Raw genomic sequence first — 16306 nt, 5'->3', positions numbered from 1 at the left:
ACGAGCCTCCCAACAAATCACGACACCCTCAGTCACGTATTCCGACGTACTCGGCTAGCGTTCTCGCATGCGCGCCGACCGTCTGGTCTCACTGGTGCTCCTACTGCGTCAGCGCGGTCGGTTGACGGCGGACACGCTGGCCCGCGAGCTGGAGGTGTCCACCCGCACCGTGCTGCGCGACATCGAGGCGCTCTCCGCGGCCGGTGTCCCGGTCTACGCCGAGCGCGGCCGGCACGGTGGCTTCGCGCTGATGCCCGGTTTCCGGACCGAGCTCACCGGACTGAACCACGACGAGGCCCTTGCCCTGCTGGCCGCCGGATCGGGGCGCGGTGAGCAGGTGTTCGGCCTCGGTCCGGCGCTCGCCTCGGCCATGCGGAAGGTGCTCGACGCGCTGCCCGACAGCCACCGGACCACCGCGAGCGACGCGGCTCAGCGTTTTCTCGTCGATCCGGAGTCGGACCTGCTGTCGCGCCGACTGGTCACCGAAGAGGTACCGGACACGACGATGGTCGAGGTCCGGCGCGCGGTGCTGGCCGGGCACAAGTTGCGTATCCACTACGCGGCTTCCGGCCAGCCGGCACGGTGGCGCACGGTGGACCCGATCGGTCTGGTCACCGTACGCGAGCGGGGCTACTTGCTGGCCACGAGATCTGGCGCGGACCGCACCTATCGGCTGTCCCGGGTGCTGGCCGCCGAGGAACTCCCCGAAGCGGCACAGCGACCGGGTCAAGTCGATCTGGACCGGATCTGGCGGGACCGCTCGGCGCGGTTCCTCTCCGGCGGCGACCACATCACCGTGCGGGTGCGGGTGGATCCGGCGCGGCGCGAGGGCCTGCTGGACACCGCGCTGGCCGTCCGCGCGGAAGACCCCGACATGGACGGCTGGCTGCGGCTGGAGGTGACCTTCCAGGACGCGGAGCACGCCGAGTGGGCGCTGTGGCAGCTCGGCACGGACGCGGAGGCCCTGGCCCCGGAGTCGCTGCGCACCTCCTTGCGTGACCGCGCTGCCGCTATGACCGCTCGTTACGGGGATCCGTCGTGAAGTGACGGTATGGCCGTATGGCCGTATGGCGCTATGGGGGCGCTGGCCTTGCTGATCCTCTCTCCCCGCGTCAGCGAGGGATGCCCGCATCGTCCAGGTACCGGTGCATGACCTCCGCGGGAAGGCTGGGGTTGCTGAGGGCGTGGGCGGAGAACTCCGGGTTGGCGCAGCTCTGGAGGATGAGGTCGACCGGCAGCGCGGGGTGCGCGGCCGCCATGGCGCGTACGCGCTCGTCGGGGTCGGCCAGCAGCCGGACCACGGCGTCGACGGGTGCCTCGGGGTCGAGCCCCACCAGGCATCGTTTCGCTGGATCCAGGTCGTCGGCGAAGCGGGCTCCGTTGCCCGCGCGGGGGAAGTTCGGGTGGTCCAGCAGGAAGCCCTTCGTGATGACCTGGCAGTCCAGATAGGTCTGGAGCACCACTTCGCCGTCGACGGCCGGCTGGTTCTCGCACAGCAGGAGCCGCACGGCGTAGTCGTCGTCCCGCGACAGCAGGTCGATCGCGTCGGCGGGCAAGTGCCGGCTGTAGGCGGCGCTGCGGCGCAGCAGGATGTTGGCCGACCTGGCGCAGTGGCGCAGCAGGTCGGGATCGGTGCACCGGCGGACCCATTCGACGGGAGAGAGCCGGTGGTACTCCTCGATGGTGATGTCGATGGCGGTACGTTCGGTCTCTGTCAATTCCGGTCGTACCGATACCGCCAGCCGGACGTTGTGTGCGTCGTCGTCGGCCAACGTCCTGACGAGGTCGATGGGCACGCCCAGGTTGGTCGCCAGCTCCTGCCGGTCCTCGTCGTCGGAGCTTGCCGCGAGCCGTTCGGCGGTCGCCGTGCTCATGGCGCCGTAGCGGATCACGTCGTTTCGGCGGAAGCGGCCGATGTCCGAGTCGAGGAGGAGATCGGTGCAGCCCTCGTCGTCGCGGCAGGCCTCGATCATGGCCGCCTGTCGTACGTCGTCATCGTCGTCGCGCAGCAGACGGCTCCGGGTGTCCTCGGAGAGCAGGGTCCATGCGCGGCACGCTGCCCGGCGGAGGTCCGCGTCCTGGTGGTCGGCGAGTTCCGCGACCAGGCCGGGAGCTGTCTGGCGGCAGGAGGCCGCTGATCGGCGAACGGGGAGTTCCGGATCGGCCAGGAGGCGTTGCTGGGCGGACAGGGGCAGTGGCCGCGCGGTGACGCGGAACCATTCGGGTCCGATGGCGAGATAGTGGCGGACGCTCGGATCGGGATCGTCCACGAGGCGGGCGCGCTGCTGCGGCGGCACCTCGGTGTTGCCGGTGAGCGCTGTCCTGAGTCTGTGGTCGGGATGCGTGACGAGGGCATCGACCACCTCGTCCGGCAGTGCGCGCCAGGCGACCGTGTCCCAGGCCGCCTTGGCTTCCTTGCACAGCAGTCTCGTCAGGACTTCGGCAGGCGCCCCGGGATTTCGCGCAATCGCGGCGATGGTCTCGTGGTGACCGCGGTCTCCGCGCATGGTGTCTCCCCCTGTTCGACAGTGGGGCGGGCAGGAGCCCCCGCCGCGCCTCCCGGGTCCGAGGTCGCCGCCGCCCTCGGCGTGCCCCCTCCGGAGTACCGGTGCTGGGTCAGCTCCTGCGGTGCCGCGGCTCCCCTGAGCCGAGCAACTGTCCGCGCAGCGCGTTGAGTTGATGGGAGTGTTCCACGGCCGAGGTCTCGTCGAGGGCGGTGAGGGCGAGGACGAGGACGTCGGCGACGACCAGCCCGGTCAATGACTCGTTGGTGTTCCCGGTGGGTGTGTAGGGCGCGAGGAGCACCGCCTCGACCCGGTCCGCGAACACCTCGCTCAGTTCGTCGGTGATGAAGACGACCCTGGCGCCGACCGCGCGGGCCCGCTCCACCAGCACGGTGAGCTCGGGCAGTTGCCGTCCCGGCTGGAAGATCACGACCGCGTCCCCCTGTCCGAGGGCGAGCAGCGGGTCGGCGAGGGCGAAGCCGGTGTCGCCGACGAACCGGGCCCGGTGGCCGATGCGGCCCAGGGCGCGGGCGAGGTGGCGGGCCGCGAGTTCGCAGGCGGCGACGCCGTAGCAGAACACGTCCCTGGCCTCGGCGAGCACGGTGACCGCCCGCTGGAGCGCCTCGGTGTCGACGAGGCTGCGGCACTGGTCGACGCGCTCCTGGGTCTCGTCGAAAACGTCGTTACAGATCTTGTCGAGATCCTTGCCGACATGGGCGATGCGCTGCGCGAGGCGGACGTCGGGGGCCTGGGCCGCGGTGAAGTCGGCGGCCAGTTCGCGCTTGAGGGCGGGCAGCCCGGCGTATCCCAGGCGCTGCAACGCGCGTACGACGGTGGCGTTGCTGGTGCCGCTGGCCGTGCCCAGCTCCTGGGTGCTGGCGAACATCACCTGCTCGACCGGGGCGCTCACCAGGTACTGGGCGACGGTCCGCTCGGAGGCGGACAGCTCGTCCCACAGGTCGCGGACGATGGCGCGCAGGCGGGTGAGGCCCCCGGGGGCGGCGCTTCCGGCACCCCCCGGCTGTGAAATCTCCATTACACCTCTTGACTCTCGCGGTACCGACGTTACGCTCTGAACACCTTGTTCCAGGAGCGTGAATATCTGGAACAGATGTTACAGCGCTCGTGCCTTGTCGAGGAGCCTCCCCATGAAACACAGCCTTCCGGTCGTCGAGATCTCCGGGACCCCGTCCCAGAGAGGACGACAGTACGGAGAGGCCGTCGCCCCGCAGCTGCACACCGCCCTCGGCTACTACGCGGAGGCCTTCGGTGTCTCCTCGGGTCTGACCTGGAAGCAGGTCACCGCGCGGGCCGCCCGCTGGCTGGAACCCGTCCGCGACCACGACCCGGATCTCCTGACGGAGATGGAGGGCATCGCCGACGGCGCCGGTGTCGGCCTGCTCGACGTGCTCGCGCTCAACGCCCGCGGCGAGGTCATCTACGACGACTCCTTCACCCGCATGCGGACCGGCGCCGAGGCGCCGGAGGAGCCCGCGGAGGGCTGCACCTCCTTCGCGGCCTACGGGCCCGCCAGCGGCGACGGCCATGTGTGGGCGGGGCAGAACTGGGACTGGCGGGCCGGTGTCGCCGACACCGTCGTCATGCTCCGGATCGTCCAGCCGCCCAAGCCCACGCTCATCATGCAGGTGGAGGCCGGACAGATCGGCCGCCAGGGCGCCAACTCCGCCGGGATCGCCTTCAACGCCAACGGCCTCGGCGGGCGTTTCGACGACGCCGTCGGACTGCCGCAGACCGTGATCCGGCGCACCGTCCTCGACCAGTCGAGCATCACCGACGCGCTGGACGTGCTCTGCCGCACCCGCGCCCACATCGCCAGCAACGCCCTGCTGACCTGCCGCGAGGGCTTCGCCATCGACATCGAGACCACCCCCGCCGGCCATGGCTGGATGTATCCGGACGACGGCCTCCTCGTCCACGGCAACCACTACCAGGCGGGCGTCCCCGCCGCCCTGGCCGCCGACTACCGGCCCCTGGCCCCGGACTCCCTGGTACGGGTCCCGCGCGCGGAGGAAGGACTGCGGCTGCTGCGCGACGCGAACGGCCCGGACGAGACCCGCAAGCTGATCAAGCACGCGATGTCGGACCACCTCGGCTTCCCCGAGTCCCTGTGCACCCACGCCGACCCGCGCAAACCCGAGATCAGGCACTGGGCGACACTGGTGTCCTCCTGTGTGGACCTCACCGCGGGCGACTACCACGTCACGGCCGGGACGCCCTGCGACCGCGAGTACCAGCACCTGCCCTGGAACCTCTACGACGGCCCCCACGCACCCGCCTGACCATCCGCTGCGCCCCTCCTCGCCCCGTCCCGTCCCGCCCAGGAGCCCGCCATGAAGCCCACCTCCCGCCTCGCGCCGCTCTGTCTCGCCGGCACGCTGGCCCTCACCGCCGCCTGCGCAGGCGCCGACACCACGACGTCCAAGGACACCGCGGGCGTCGACGTCTCCCAGCTGAAGCTCACGCCCACCACCGCCGCGGCCACCGGCACCGTCGACTCGGTCGACTGGCTGCTGGAGGACGAGCCCGAGTCCCTCGACCTCGACACCCAGGGCGGCAGCGCGGGCCGCACCGTGCTCAGCAACGTCTGCGAGCGCCTCTACCAGCTCCAGCCCGACATGTCCGTAGAGCCCTCCCTCGTCGAGAAGGAGACCAGGCCGGACCCGAAGACCCTCGTACTGACCCTGCGTGACGGCGTCACCTTCCACGACGGCTCGACGATGACCGCCGACGACGTCCTGTTCAGCCTGCGCCGGCACGCCGAGCCGGAGATGGAGCAGTCCGACGAGTTCGGCAACGTCAGCGCGATGACCAGGACCGGCGACCGCGAGATCACCATCACCTTCAAGCAGCCCGACGCGCTGTTCACGAAGGCACTCGCCGGTGACGCCGGGCTCGTCTACGACAAGGCGCTGGTCGAGAAGGCGGGCAACGAGTTCGGTACGCCCGGCCAGGGCGACGCCTGTTCCGGCCCGTACGAGCTGACGAACTGGAAGTCCGGCGACTCCATCACCCTCACCCGCGCCGACGACTACTGGGGCGACAAGCCGCTCACCGGACAGGTCGTCTTCCGCTGGGCCGAGGACAGCGCGATGGTCAACGCGCTCAGCACCGGGGCCGCCGACGGCGCCTACCTCGACACCGTCAGCACGGCCGCCGCCCTGACCGGCAAGTCCGGCCTGAAGCAGTACTACGGCCCGAGCACCGCCACCCTCGCCCTGATCCCCACCGAGCGCGGCGGCCTCGCCGACCCCGACATCCGCAAGGCGCTGTCCCTGGCCCTGGACCGCACGGGCATCGCCAAGTCCGGCTACGGCGGTCTGGTCGAGCCATGGGCGACCCCCGTCGGCTCCGGAGCCTGGGGCTACGAGAAGTCAGTCTTCGAGGCCGCCCAGAAGCAGCTCGACGCGGCCGCCCCCGCCGAGCCGGACCTCGCCGCGGCCAAGGAACTGGTCAAGAAGGCCGCCGCCAAGCCCGACTCGCCCATCGTGATCGGCACCGACAGCACCCAGGGCCGACTCGTGATCGCCAACGCCGTACGCGCCGCCCTGACCCAGCTCGGGCTCAAGGCACAGATCAAGACGGTGCCGAGCGCGGCCTACGGGGAGTTCTACGGCGACAAGGAGGCCCGCGCGGACATCGACGTGCTGGTCGCCGACTGGTACATCTCCAAGAGCGACCCGCTGGGCTTCTACGACAACGCACTGTCCGACAGCTCCAACAACTGGGTCGGGTTCAGCAGCGCCGCCTACGACAGCAACGTCGAGGAGGCCCTGCGTACCATCGACGACGCGAAGCGGGCCGCGCTCGTCGTCGACATCGAGAAGGAATTCAGCGATGCCGCGGTCTGGATCCCGGTCGCGCAGATGCCGACCGTGCTCGTCATGAACGACGAACTGACCGGCCCGCCCGCCTCCATGGCGTACCTCTATTCCCCCTGGGCCGCGCGGCTCGGCGCGAAGAAGGGCTGAACAACCATGATCGTCGCCCTTGGACGGCGGCTCGCGGGACTGGTGGCCACCCTGCTGGCGGCGTCCTTCGTGATCTTCGCCGCCGTCTACGCCGCCCCCGGTGACCCCGCCGTCTTCCTGGCGGGGGGCCGCGACAAGCTCACCCCGGAACGGCTCGCCACCGTCCGGGCGCAGTACCACCTGGACGAACCCCTGGTCGTCCAGTACGGCCGCTGGCTGTGGGACTGCCTCCACCTCGACCTCGGCCGGTCCTTCCAGTACGGCGACCAGGTCTCCGACCTGCTGACCTCCCGCTTCCCGACGACGCTGGTCCTCGTCGGCTACGCCACGGTCCTGTTCGTCGTCCTGGGCGTGGGCGCCGGCATCGTCGCCGCCGTCCGGCGCGGGACGTGGGTCGACTCGGCCGTGGTCGGCGGCACCACGCTCGCCGCGTCCGTGCCGTCGTTCGTCGGCGGCATCGCCCTGGTCGCCGTCTTCGGGGTCGAGCTCGGCTGGTTCCCGGTGACGGGCAGCGGTGAGGGCTTCGCCGGCACCCTGCACCACCTCACCCTGCCCGCCGTGGCCATGGCGCTCGGCGCGCTCGCCGTGATCAGCCGGGTGACCCGGCAGGCCATGGCGGAGGCGGGCGCCGCCGAGCACGTGGCCGTGGCCCGCGCCGCCGGACTGCCCGAGCGGGACATCATCCGCCGGCACGTGCTGCGCAACGCCCTCGGGCCGATCGTCACCATGTGCGGTCTGGTCACCGCGGGCATGCTCGCCGGGACCGTGGCCATCGAGACCGTCTTCGGCCTCAGCGGGATCGGCTCACTGCTCGTCGGCGCCATCAACAGCCACGACTTCCCCGTCGCCCAGGCCGTCCTGCTGCTGATGGTCACCTCGTACATCGTCGTCACCACCGCCGTGGATCTCGTGCACCCCCTGCTCGACCCGCGCCTGAAAGCCCTGAGGAGCTCCGTATGACCGCCGCCGTCCCCATCGGCGTCCTCCTCCCCGCGGGCAAGCGCCCCCGCCGCCCCTGGGGCGTCACCGTCGCCGGCGGATTCCTCGGCCTCGTCGTGCTCGCCGCCGTCCTCGCGCCGCTGCTCGCGCCCTACGCGCCCGACGCCGTCGACCTGTCGTCCTCCCTCGTCGGCACCACCGCCGCCCACCCCCTCGGCACCGACGCCTCCGGTCAGGACCTGCTCTCCCGGGTGCTGTACGGCGCCCGGACCAGCCTGATCGCACCGCTCCTGCTGCTCCTGCTCGCCTCCGTCCTCGGCGTCACCCTCGGCACCCTCGCCGCCTGGCGCGGCGGCTGGGTGGACGCGCTGGTCTCCCGGATCACCGACGTCATGTACGCCTTCCCCGGCCTGCTGTTCGTCGTCCTGATCATCGCGGTCTTCGGCACCGGCATGACCACGTCGGTGATCGCCCTCGGACTGGCCTTCGCGCCGACCATCGCGAAGTACACCCGCAGCGTGGCCCTGTCCGAGCGGTCCAAGTCCTACATCGACGCCTACCGCGTCCAGGGCATGGGCGGCGTCCGGATCTGTGTGGCCCACCTCGTGCCCAACCTCGGCCGCCCGATCGTCGGCTACCTGGTCGTCCTGTTCGGCGAGTCCCTGATGAGCCTCGCCACCCTCAGCTACCTCGGCTTCGGCGCCCAGCCGCCCAGCTCCGACTGGGGGCTCATGGTCCAGGAGGGCCAGGCCGCGATCGTCCAGGGAGCCCTGCTCCCGGCCCTCGTGCCGGGCACCGCCATCGCCGCCGTCGTGGTGGCCTTCAACATGGTCGGCGTCTGGGCCGCGGACCGCCTCGGCGCCAGGAGGTAGCCCACCATGCCGAACGACACGCTGCTCGACCTAGCGAACCTGAACCTGCTCCTGCCCGGCGCCGCCCGGCCCCTGCTCGCGGACGTCTCCCTCCAGGTCGCCGCCGGAGAGGTCGTCGGCCTCGTCGGGGAGTCCGGCTCCGGAAAGTCCACCACCGCCAAGGCCGTGCTCAACCTCTTCCCTGACGACGCCCACGTCACCGGACAGGTGAGGGTGGGTGGCGACGACGTCCTCGCCATGACCGGCGCACAGCTGCGCGCCCACCGCGCCCGCACCGTCGCCATGGTCCACCAGGACCCGCGCTCGGCCCTCAACCCCGTACGACGGATCGGCGACTTCCTCCTCGAACGGCTCGCCCGCACCGGCCTCACCGACAAGCGGGCGGCCCGGGCCCGGGCCGTGGCACTCCTGGACGCCGTCGGTCTGCCGGACCCCGCCCGCCACCTGCGCCAGCACCCCCACGAACTCTCCGGCGGCATGCTGCAACGCGTCGTCATCGCCGGCGCGCTCGCCGCCGAACCCGAGCTGCTGCTGGCCGACGAGGCCACCAGCGCGCTCGATGTCACCACCCAGGCGGACATCCTCGCCCTGCTGCGCACCCTGCGTGAGGAACGCGGCCTCGGGCTGCTGTTCATCACCCATGACCTGCACCTGGCCGCCGCCTACTGCGACCGCGTGTACGTCATGTACGCGGGCCGCGTCGTCGAGGAACGGCAGGCGAGCCGGCTCTTCACCGCCGCACGGCACCCCTACACCCAGGGGCTGCTGGAGTGCTCCCCGGAACTGGGCGAGACGTCCCGGGCCCTGCGCCCGATCCCCGGCCGCCCGCCGTCCCTCGCGGACGCCTTCACCGGCTGTCCGTTCACGACCCGCTGCGCGCACTCCGAACCCGCCTGCGACACCTGGCGGCCGGAGCCCGTGCCCACCGACGGCGGCGGCACGGCGGCCTGCCGACGCCTTCCCGAACTGCCCGGCCGCTCCGCGGAGCCCGGCCCGCCCGCGCACCCGATCACGCAGACCACCGGGAGCACCCGATGACCCCCGCCCCCGACGCCCCGCTGCTCGTCGTCGACGCCCTGCGCAAGACGTACCGGCTCCCCGGCGGCACCCGTCTGACCGCCGCCGACCAGGTGTCCTTCACCGTCGCCCGCGGCGGATCACTCGGCATCGTGGGCGAATCGGGCTCCGGCAAGAGCACCGTCGCCCGCACCCTCGTGGGCCTGATCCGGCCCGACAGCGGCACGATCACCGTGAACGGCGCCGACCGGACACCGGGCCGGGGCCGGCGCACCCGGCGGGACCGGCTGGCCCGGGCCCGCGAGATCCAGATGGTGTTCCAGGACCCGTACGTCTCGCTCGACCCGAGGCTGACATCCCGCCAGTGCCTGCGGATCGCCCTGCGCCTGCACGGGCACCCCTCGACGGACCCGCACATCGAGTCGCTGCTCGACCAGGTCGGCCTCGGCACCCGCGAGGCGGACGCCCGCCCCCACGAGCTGTCGGGCGGGCAGCGGCAGCGCCTCGCCATCGCCCGGGCGCTCGCCGTCGATCCACGGATCCTCGTCCTCGACGAGGCGGTGGCCGCGCTCGACGTCTCCGTCCAGGCCCAGATCCTCCTGCTGCTCGACGAGATCAGGAAGGACACCGGGGTCGCCCTCGTCTTCGTCAGCCACGACCTGTCGGTGGTGCAGCACATCACGGACGAGACCCTGGTGATGCGCCGCGGCACGGTGGTCGAGCAGGGCCCGACCGGACGGGTGCTCAGCGCCCCCGAGCACCCCTACACACGCCTGCTGCTCGACTCCGTCCCCCGCGAGGGCTGGGACCCGGCGGCGGCCCGGGCGCGGGCCGGGTCCTGACCGTCGCGCGCCGGGCTCAGTAGCGCTGGGCCTTGGCGATCTCGGCCGTCAGCTTCGGCTCGGCGGGCTTGCGACTGATGGCCAGCGGCTGTGCCTTCTCGCCCGGCTCCAGGTCCTCCGCACCGACGAAGCGGGTCTCGACGACCTTGCCGTCCGGGTCCCGGAAGTCGACCTGGACGGCGTAGGACGCCGTCTTGTCCGTCCGGTTGGTGATGTTCACGACGAGGGCGAGCAGACCGCCCGTCTCCGCCCGCGGCAGACCGGTCATCGAGACGTCGGCCGTCGCGTTGCCCCGACCGTCGACGTCCGCGAGCTCCTTCTGCGCCGCCTTGTTGGCGCGTTCGGTCTCGGCGGACACCGATGCCTCGAACTCCGAGGCCCGCGCGGAGGCGGAGGAGGCCGCGGCCGAGGCCGCCTCCTTGGCGGACGCCTTCACCGACGCCCCGATCGAGGCCAGGGCGGACGGCGACGTGCCGGAGAACGACGCCGTGTCCGCGGCCGTGGGCGTCGGACTGAACGAGGACGCGTCGTCACCGTCGCTGTCGGTGCTGCACGAGACGAGCGCCGCCACACTCACGGCTGTCAGCACGAGCCCGACGACCGGGGCCACGGCCCGGCGCCGCTGTGAAGGGTCCTTTGCCTGTGACACGTCGGCACTCATGCGGTGAAGCCCCTTCCGGCGGCACATATGACAGTCTGCGGCTTTTGCCGCTCCCATCCTGTGCCTCACCGGACCACCGGGCCACTTCAGGGGGCCCAACGGGCTCGGTGCCTCAGCTCGGCACCCACCTCCGCGCTGTTCCGCTGTCACCCGGTGCCGGTCACACGCGGTCCTGCGACGGGAGCTGCCATGCTGAGCGGGTTCGGTTTCCTGCGGACTCCTTGGAGGCTTTGATGCGGGCGGGCGTCGTCGTCGCAGCGCGACCCGGTGTGGAGGAACTCGCTGTGCGCGCCGAGGAGTTGGGGCTGCACAGCTTCTGGGTCAACGACACTCCGATGGTGCATGGGGACCCCTTTGTCGCCTTGAGCCTGTGCGCGAGGGCCACCAGTCGCATCAGGCTCGGTATCGGTGTGACCTCACCGGCGCTGCGCTCGGCCCCGGCCGCCGCGAGCGGGCTCGCCGGTCTCAACGCCCTGGCACCGGGCCGGATCATCTGCGGAGTCGGCACCGGGAACACCGCCCGGCGCACCCTGGGCATGCGGCCGACCCCGGCGGCCGGCATGGAGGGCTTCACCGCCGCACTCCAGGACCTGTGCGCGGGCCGTCCGGCCGAGTACCGCGAAGGTGACCGGGTCAGCGACATCCGGTTCCTGCACGCCGGGGCGCACGTGAACACCGTCGACCCGATCGAGTTCGTCGTGGCCGCGCTCGGGCCGCGGGCCGCCGCCGTCGCGGGCCGCCGCGGCACCGGCCTCATCTCCTTCGGCCTGCTGGACCCCACCGCCTGGCACGCGCTGCACGACGCCCGCCGCCAGGCCGCACCCCGCGACTCCGACTCACGCCCGGGCTCCTACGTGGTCACCTCGCTGCACCTGCTCGACGAGGACGAGGACCCCCACGGCGACGCGGCCCGGGACGCGACGGGCCACCTCGTGCTGTCGCTGCTGGCCTACGCCGCGGACACCGCCGCCGACACCCCCGCCTTCGCCGATCAACTCGGCCCCGACGAACGCGAGGCGGTACAGCGGCTCCTCGACCGGCGCGGCACCACCGCCACCGCGCCGGACCGGCACACCAAGCTCTACCCCAACTACCTCGGCCGCATCGCACCGCAGGACCGGGACCTGGTCCTGCCCTCGTTGATGAACACCCTGGCCCTGGTCGGCACCCGCGACGACCTCCTCGCCCGCATCACCACCCTCGAACAGGCCGGCATCGACGAACTCCTCATCCAGCCGGTGATCGACCCACCCACCGAGATGGCCCGGCTCGCGAAACTCCTCCCGCAGGACATGCGGAACCGCCGTGCGAGGCGCACCCTTTGAAGTAGGGGGACGACGACCTGTGCGGGTGGTCCCGACGAGCCGTACGGGAGGGGTTCCGGCCGCGGCGATCTGCTTCCATCCGCCGTCGAACCCGTGGAGGTGTCGTCATGCCGATGCTGCTCATCAAGGGCTTCTACGACGTCAAGGGCTCGCAGCCGGACGGGGACACGGTCGGTTTCACGGCCGACGACCCCTCGCAGTGGAGCCTGGTCGGCGGCGGGTTGGGCCGTGCCGTCGAGCACAGTGTGACGGGCCGGGCGAAGCTACGGCTGGACGCGATCGACGCGCTCGAGACGCACTACGGCGCCAACCGTGTCCACCAGCCACTGCCGTTCGCCCACGCCGCACGCGACGAGCTGCTGAGCTGGCTCGGATTCACCGATGTCCAGCACCGTCCGGACGAGACGGTCACCGCCACCACGCCGGAGACGGTCCCCGGGTTCGTCCTCACCCGCGGTTCCGACGTCCACGGACGCTGCATCGCCCTGGCGGGGCGCGGAACACCGCCCGGGACGAGCGGCCTGGAGATCGACGTCGACGTCACGGTGCTGAGGACGACGGTCAACCACCATCTGCTCACGAGCGGGTTGGTGTACCCGACGTTCTATCGCAGCCTGTTCACCAGCCTGCGGGTGGAGATGTCCACCACGGCGACGCAGGCCCGGGAGGCGGGGCGCGGTCTGTGGCCGAGCGATGTCACCACGACCGGCGCGAAGATCACCGGCCTGGCGTCCCTGACGGACGATGCCGTGCTGCTGCCGAAGCTGTTCCGCCGCATGGTCGACTACCTCGCCCTCGACATGCCCGTCACATGCTTCCCCGCGTACCTGGCCGGCGCCAGGGACCGCTACTCCATCCTCTCCACCGGCGAGCGCTGCGTGGGCCTGCACAAGGTCGTGGAGGTCACGAACGGTCAGACCGTGCGGATGACACACCCGCCCGAGGACCTGCTGTTCGAGGACGCCTGACACCAGCCGCTTCACCAGCTGGGCTTGGCGACATCGCCGTAGGACCAGGTGCGGCCCTTCGACATCTCGAAGTGCAGGTGCGGGCCGGTGGAGTTGCCGGTGCTGCCGACCTTGCCCAGCTGTTGGCCCGCCTTGACGTGCTGGCCCGTGCGTACCTGGCGCTGCGAGAGGTGGCAGTACGTGTAGACGTGGCCGTTGTCCGCTGCCAGGCCGATCCAGTCGCCGTATGCTCCGCCGTTCTTGTTGGACCAGGCGATGGTGCCGCTGCGTACGGCGACGACGGGGGCGCCGGACTTGGCGGCGAAGTCCTGCCCGGTGTGGCGGCCGACACCGGCGGGCTTCCAGGCGTAGTTGCCGCGCTCGAAGAACTGGAAGCTGACTTTGTGGCCGGGCACGGGGGAGGCGACCCGTCCCGTGGCGGGGCGCGGCGTGGCAGGGCGTGCCGCTTTCGCGTTCACGGAGAATCCGGTGAGGCGGCCGAGGGTGGCCAGGGAGGTGGGGCCGGGTATGCCGTCGGCGTCGGTTCCTGTGAAGCCTTGTTTGCGTTGTTCGGCGCGGTAGGCGGCTTTGGTCTGTTCGCCGAAGAAGCCGGTGGCGCCGTCGGGGAGTTTGTGTCCGCGTTTGATGAGGGCTTTCTGCACGGTGCGTACGTCTTCGTTCCGCTTGCCGAACCGGACGTTGGACAGTGCGACCATCGGAGGCTCCTAGTACCAGTGGGGAGCCCGGTTCGGATCGGCCTGCTGGACGCGGGCGGCGAAGTTCGAGCCGGACTGGTTCACGTCGTAGCGGTCGCGCACGTAGTTGACCGTCGCGCACATGCAGGCGACCACGTCGTAGGGCGTGGTCGCGGTGCCCGCCTGGTGGTGGTGGGCGAACGTGGTCGGAATGCACTGCGTGGCGCCCCGGGAGCAGTTCAGCGGGTGGCCGTCGGCGGCGCGGGCGCCGTGCGCGTTGGAGTCCGTCCTGTTCACACGGAACATCGGGTGGTTGGAGGCGGATTCGCGCTTGGCGATGGTGGCGAGGGCCGGGACACCGAACTTCGGGTCCATGCCGGTCAGTTCGCACGCCTTGCGCGCGTAGCGCTGCATCGCCGTCGCCCCGGACTCGTTGCCGGGGTCCCGGAAGGTGACCTGGGCGAGCGCGAGCCGTCCCTTGGGGGCGGTCGGTGCGCTCGCGCCGTCGACGGAGAATCCGGTGAGGCGGCCGAGGGTGGCCAGGGAGGTGGGGCCGGGTATGCCGTCGGCGTCGGTTCCTGTGAAGCCTTGTTTGCGTTGTTCGGCGCGGTAGGCGGCTTTGGTCTGTTCGCCGAAGAAGCCGGTGGCGCCGTCGGGGAGTTTGTGTCCGCGTTTGATGAGGGCTTTCTGCACGGTGCGTACGTCCTCGTTCCGCTTCCCGAACCGGACGTTCGACAGAGCGACCATGAGGGGATCCCCTTCGGGTTTCGCGAGGGGCGGCGTTTGCTCGAAGGTACGGAAACAGGTGTCACCTGAGCGTCACCGCGGCGTCAGCGGTGCTGAATTGCACGGTGTGGGAGCGGGACCGAAAATGGTACTGACTCGTCCGTGGGAGAAGGCGATGAACGTGGTGTCTGCTCCTCCCCGGCTACGACTGCTCGGCCAGTTCCGGCTGGAACGGGACACCGGGACCGTCGAGCTGGGACGCAACGGCCAGCGGCTCCTCGCCTACCTGGGACTGCGCGGGCACGCGTCCCGCACGGTCCTGGCCGGCACCCTGTGGCCCGAGGTCACCGAAGGACACGCGCGGGGCAGCCTGCGCACCACCCTGTGGAAGCTGCCGCCGGGCGAGCCGCCCCTGATCGGTTGCACGGGGGACGCCCTTCAGGTCGCCCCCGCGCTACGGGTCGACGTCCACGCCTTCATACGGACGGCCCTGCGCGTCGTACAGGGCGACGGCCCGCAGACAGGGCCGTCGCTGGACCTCCTGACCGGCGAGGACCTGCTGCCGGGCTGGGACGAGGACTGGGTGCTGCTGGAACGGGAACGGCTGCGGCAACTGCGGCTGCACGCACTCGACGCGCTCGCCGAGGCACTGATACGGCAGGGCAGACCGGCACTCGCGGTGGAGGCGGCCTGGGCGAGCGTGCGCGCGGAGCCACTGCGCGAGAGCGCGCACCGGGCGGTGGTGTCGGCCCATCTCGCGGAAGGCAATGTCGCCGAGGCGCTACGTCACTACGAGGCGTTCTGCCGACTGCTGGACGAGGAACTCGGCGTAACGCCCTCGCCTCGGTTCACCAGGATGCTTCCCGAGCGTCCACGAGACAGCGGCAGGAAGGCGGCAGCATCATGCACCAGAGCGTCCGCGACTACTGGATCACCTTCAACGACCCCCTGGAAGGACGCGTCCGCTTCATGTACCTGGACGTCAAGGGGTACGTGAGCACCGGAATAGGCAACAAGATCGACGAGACGGCCCGGGACAACTCCGCCCCGACAGCGGCGGAACGGGCCGCCTCCCTGGCCGCCGCCAACAGGCTGCGCTGGCTCGTCAACGACGTGGACACGCAGGCCACGCCCGAGGAGGTCGCGCTGGACTGGGACGCGGTGAAATCGCATCTGGAGCTGGCGCCACAGGGGCTGCACGGGAAGTTCCAGCAGTTCACCCGCCTGCACGTCGACGACGCCGAAATCGACCGCCATGTCTTCGAGAAGCTCGACGAGATGGAGTCGGTACTCGTCTCCCGCGACGGTTTCCACGACTTCGCCGCCTGGCCCGCCAACGCCCAACTCGGCGCGCTGAGCATGAGCTGGGCGATGGGCCCGATGTTCCGCTTCCCCAAGTTCCAGGGGCATGTGGGAGTCCGGAACTGGGTGGGCGCGGCCGATGAGTCCCACTTCACCCCGGACGTGGGCACGATCAGGATCCGCAACAAGCTCGACCGGGCCCACTTCCTGCTGGCCCGCTCCGTGGACGACCAGGGCCTGCCCCTCGAACAGATCGCACTGGACGTGTCGGACGTGTTCGGCGTACAAGGCGCGCTGCTCGCCCTGGGCTTCGGACCGCTCGCCCAGGACGGTGTGGACGGCCCCCTCACCCAGGGCAAGGTCAGGGAGTTCCAGTCGGCCAACGGCCTGTCCGGGAACGGGGCGTTCAACGACCCCGACACGGTGTCCGCGCTCGCCGCACAGCTCTCCGGCCTCGGATTCACCGTGCAGGGCGCCTGACCGGCTC

At 71.1% G+C, this 16306-nt stretch carries 16 protein-coding genes; 11 read left to right on the top strand and 5 right to left on the bottom strand.

The window, feature by feature from the left end; genetic code table 11:
• Positions 1–67: 67 nt before the first annotated feature.
• A complete protein-coding gene (locus tag HLK59_RS07375) occupies positions 68–1042 on the top strand; it encodes a WYL domain-containing protein (RefSeq protein ID WP_171140448.1) in 975 nt (324 codons plus the stop codon).
• A 70-nt stretch (positions 1043–1112) separates the two neighbouring features.
• Here HLK59_RS07375 and HLK59_RS07370 read toward each other — a convergent pair whose 3' ends face one another.
• The gene (locus HLK59_RS07370; protein WP_240982266.1) at positions 1113–2507 is read right to left on the bottom strand and encodes a hypothetical protein; all 1395 of its coding nucleotides are present in this window, start codon (positions 2505–2507) and stop codon (positions 1113–1115) included.
• A gap of 109 nt (positions 2508–2616) precedes the next feature.
• The gene (locus tag HLK59_RS07365; protein ID WP_171140447.1) at positions 2617–3540 is read right to left on the bottom strand and encodes a MurR/RpiR family transcriptional regulator; all 924 of its coding nucleotides are present in this window, start codon (positions 3538–3540) and stop codon (positions 2617–2619) included.
• Positions 3541–3652: 112 nt separating this feature from the next.
• Here HLK59_RS07365 and HLK59_RS07360 point away from each other — a divergent pair, with 112 nt between their 5' ends.
• The 6 genes from HLK59_RS07360 to HLK59_RS07335 are packed head-to-tail and all read left to right on the top strand — an operon-like array spanning position 3653 to position 10163.
• Positions 3653–4804, top strand: a complete 1152-nt coding sequence (locus HLK59_RS07360) for a C45 family peptidase (RefSeq protein WP_171140446.1) — start codon at positions 3653–3655, stop codon at positions 4802–4804.
• 51 nt (positions 4805–4855) lie between these two features.
• Positions 4856–6493 (top strand): ABC transporter substrate-binding protein, encoded by a 1638-nt coding sequence (locus tag HLK59_RS07355; RefSeq protein ID WP_171140445.1) that lies wholly within the window; start codon positions 4856–4858, stop codon positions 6491–6493.
• A gap of 6 nt (positions 6494–6499) precedes the next feature.
• Positions 6500–7453: an ABC transporter permease gene (locus HLK59_RS07350; protein ID WP_171140444.1), complete on the top strand. Its 954-nt coding sequence runs from the start codon at positions 6500–6502 to the stop codon at positions 7451–7453.
• Positions 7450–8304, top strand: a complete 855-nt coding sequence (locus HLK59_RS07345; protein ID WP_171140443.1) for an ABC transporter permease — start codon at positions 7450–7452, stop codon at positions 8302–8304. The genes HLK59_RS07350 and HLK59_RS07345 overlap by 4 nt, the downstream gene beginning before the upstream one ends.
• A gap of 6 nt (positions 8305–8310) precedes the next feature.
• Entirely contained in the window at positions 8311–9342 is a 1032-nt protein-coding gene (locus tag HLK59_RS07340; protein ID WP_171140442.1) for an ABC transporter ATP-binding protein, read from the top strand.
• Positions 9339–10163 carry an ATP-binding cassette domain-containing protein gene (locus tag HLK59_RS07335; RefSeq protein WP_171140441.1) on the top strand — a complete coding sequence of 275 codons (825 nt, stop codon included), beginning with the start codon at positions 9339–9341 and terminating at the stop codon, positions 10161–10163. The genes HLK59_RS07340 and HLK59_RS07335 overlap by 4 nt, the downstream gene beginning before the upstream one ends.
• Positions 10164–10179: 16 nt before the next feature.
• Here the strand turns inward: HLK59_RS07335 and HLK59_RS07330 are convergent, their stop codons facing one another.
• Positions 10180–10824: a hypothetical protein gene (locus HLK59_RS07330; RefSeq protein ID WP_171140440.1), complete on the bottom strand. Its 645-nt coding sequence runs from the start codon at positions 10822–10824 to the stop codon at positions 10180–10182.
• A 233-nt stretch (positions 10825–11057) separates the two neighbouring features.
• Here HLK59_RS07330 and HLK59_RS07325 point away from each other — a divergent pair, with 233 nt between their 5' ends.
• Together HLK59_RS07325 and HLK59_RS07320 are read left to right on the top strand one after the other, a co-directional pair.
• Positions 11058–12149 (top strand): LLM class flavin-dependent oxidoreductase, encoded by a 1092-nt coding sequence (locus tag HLK59_RS07325; protein ID WP_171140439.1) that lies wholly within the window; start codon positions 11058–11060, stop codon positions 12147–12149.
• A 107-nt stretch (positions 12150–12256) separates the two neighbouring features.
• Positions 12257–13117, top strand: coding sequence for a nuclease (locus HLK59_RS07320; RefSeq protein ID WP_171140438.1), 861 nt, complete (start codon positions 12257–12259; stop codon positions 13115–13117).
• An 11-nt stretch (positions 13118–13128) separates the two neighbouring features.
• Here the strand turns inward: HLK59_RS07320 and HLK59_RS51900 are convergent, their stop codons facing one another.
• Both HLK59_RS51900 and HLK59_RS07310 read right to left on the bottom strand, forming a co-directional pair.
• Positions 13129–13812 carry a peptidoglycan DD-metalloendopeptidase family protein gene (locus tag HLK59_RS51900; RefSeq protein WP_171140437.1) on the bottom strand — a complete coding sequence of 228 codons (684 nt, stop codon included), beginning with the start codon at positions 13810–13812 and terminating at the stop codon, positions 13129–13131.
• 9 nt (positions 13813–13821) lie between these two features.
• Complete coding sequence (locus tag HLK59_RS07310) at positions 13822–14538, bottom strand: peptidoglycan-binding protein (protein ID WP_171140436.1); 717 nt, start codon at positions 14536–14538, stop codon at positions 13822–13824.
• A 154-nt stretch (positions 14539–14692) separates the two neighbouring features.
• On the opposite strand from HLK59_RS07310, the gene HLK59_RS07305 reads away from it, so the two are divergent.
• Both HLK59_RS07305 and HLK59_RS07300 read left to right on the top strand, forming a co-directional pair.
• Positions 14693–15514 (top strand): BTAD domain-containing putative transcriptional regulator, encoded by an 822-nt coding sequence (locus HLK59_RS07305; RefSeq protein ID WP_171140435.1) that lies wholly within the window; start codon positions 14693–14695, stop codon positions 15512–15514.
• Positions 15421–16299, top strand: a complete 879-nt coding sequence (locus tag HLK59_RS07300) for a peptidoglycan-binding domain-containing protein (protein ID WP_171140434.1) — start codon at positions 15421–15423, stop codon at positions 16297–16299. Before HLK59_RS07305 ends, HLK59_RS07300 begins: the two co-directional genes overlap by 94 nt.
• Positions 16300–16306 lie beyond the last annotated feature (7 nt).

It is taken from the genome of Streptomyces sp. S3(2020) (genome assembly GCF_013044505.1).
GTDB lineage: Bacteria > Actinomycetota > Actinomycetes > Streptomycetales > Streptomycetaceae > Streptomyces.
The sequence above is the reverse complement of the archived record's forward strand: the minus strand, read 5'-3'. Positions and strand labels throughout refer to the sequence as shown.

Bases quoted from the DNA above. Each gene is read 5' to 3' on its own strand.
- HLK59_RS07375 (WP_171140448.1), top strand. From the start codon at position 68: ATGCGCGCCGACCGTCTGGTCTCACTGGTGCTCCTACTGCGTCAGCGC.
- HLK59_RS07370 (WP_240982266.1), bottom strand. From the start codon at position 2,507: ATGCGCGGAGACCGCGGTCACCACGAGACCATCGCCGCGATTGCGCGA.
- HLK59_RS07365 (WP_171140447.1), bottom strand. From the start codon at position 3,540: ATGGAGATTTCACAGCCGGGGGGTGCCGGAAGCGCCGCCCCCGGGGGC.
- HLK59_RS07360 (WP_171140446.1), top strand. From the start codon at position 3,653: ATGAAACACAGCCTTCCGGTCGTCGAGATCTCCGGGACCCCGTCCCAG.
- HLK59_RS07355 (WP_171140445.1), top strand. From the start codon at position 4,856: ATGAAGCCCACCTCCCGCCTCGCGCCGCTCTGTCTCGCCGGCACGCTG.
- HLK59_RS07350 (WP_171140444.1), top strand. From the start codon at position 6,500: ATGATCGTCGCCCTTGGACGGCGGCTCGCGGGACTGGTGGCCACCCTG.
- HLK59_RS07345 (WP_171140443.1), top strand. From the start codon at position 7,450: ATGACCGCCGCCGTCCCCATCGGCGTCCTCCTCCCCGCGGGCAAGCGC.
- HLK59_RS07340 (WP_171140442.1), top strand. From the start codon at position 8,311: ATGCCGAACGACACGCTGCTCGACCTAGCGAACCTGAACCTGCTCCTG.
- HLK59_RS07335 (WP_171140441.1), top strand. From the start codon at position 9,339: ATGACCCCCGCCCCCGACGCCCCGCTGCTCGTCGTCGACGCCCTGCGC.
- HLK59_RS07330 (WP_171140440.1), bottom strand. From the start codon at position 10,824: ATGAGTGCCGACGTGTCACAGGCAAAGGACCCTTCACAGCGGCGCCGG.
- HLK59_RS07325 (WP_171140439.1), top strand. From the start codon at position 11,058: ATGCGGGCGGGCGTCGTCGTCGCAGCGCGACCCGGTGTGGAGGAACTC.
- HLK59_RS07320 (WP_171140438.1), top strand. From the start codon at position 12,257: ATGCCGATGCTGCTCATCAAGGGCTTCTACGACGTCAAGGGCTCGCAG.
- HLK59_RS51900 (WP_171140437.1), bottom strand. From the start codon at position 13,812: ATGGTCGCACTGTCCAACGTCCGGTTCGGCAAGCGGAACGAAGACGTA.
- HLK59_RS07310 (WP_171140436.1), bottom strand. From the start codon at position 14,538: ATGGTCGCTCTGTCGAACGTCCGGTTCGGGAAGCGGAACGAGGACGTA.
- HLK59_RS07305 (WP_171140435.1), top strand. From the start codon at position 14,693: ATGAACGTGGTGTCTGCTCCTCCCCGGCTACGACTGCTCGGCCAGTTC.
- HLK59_RS07300 (WP_171140434.1), top strand. From the start codon at position 15,421: ATGCACCAGAGCGTCCGCGACTACTGGATCACCTTCAACGACCCCCTG.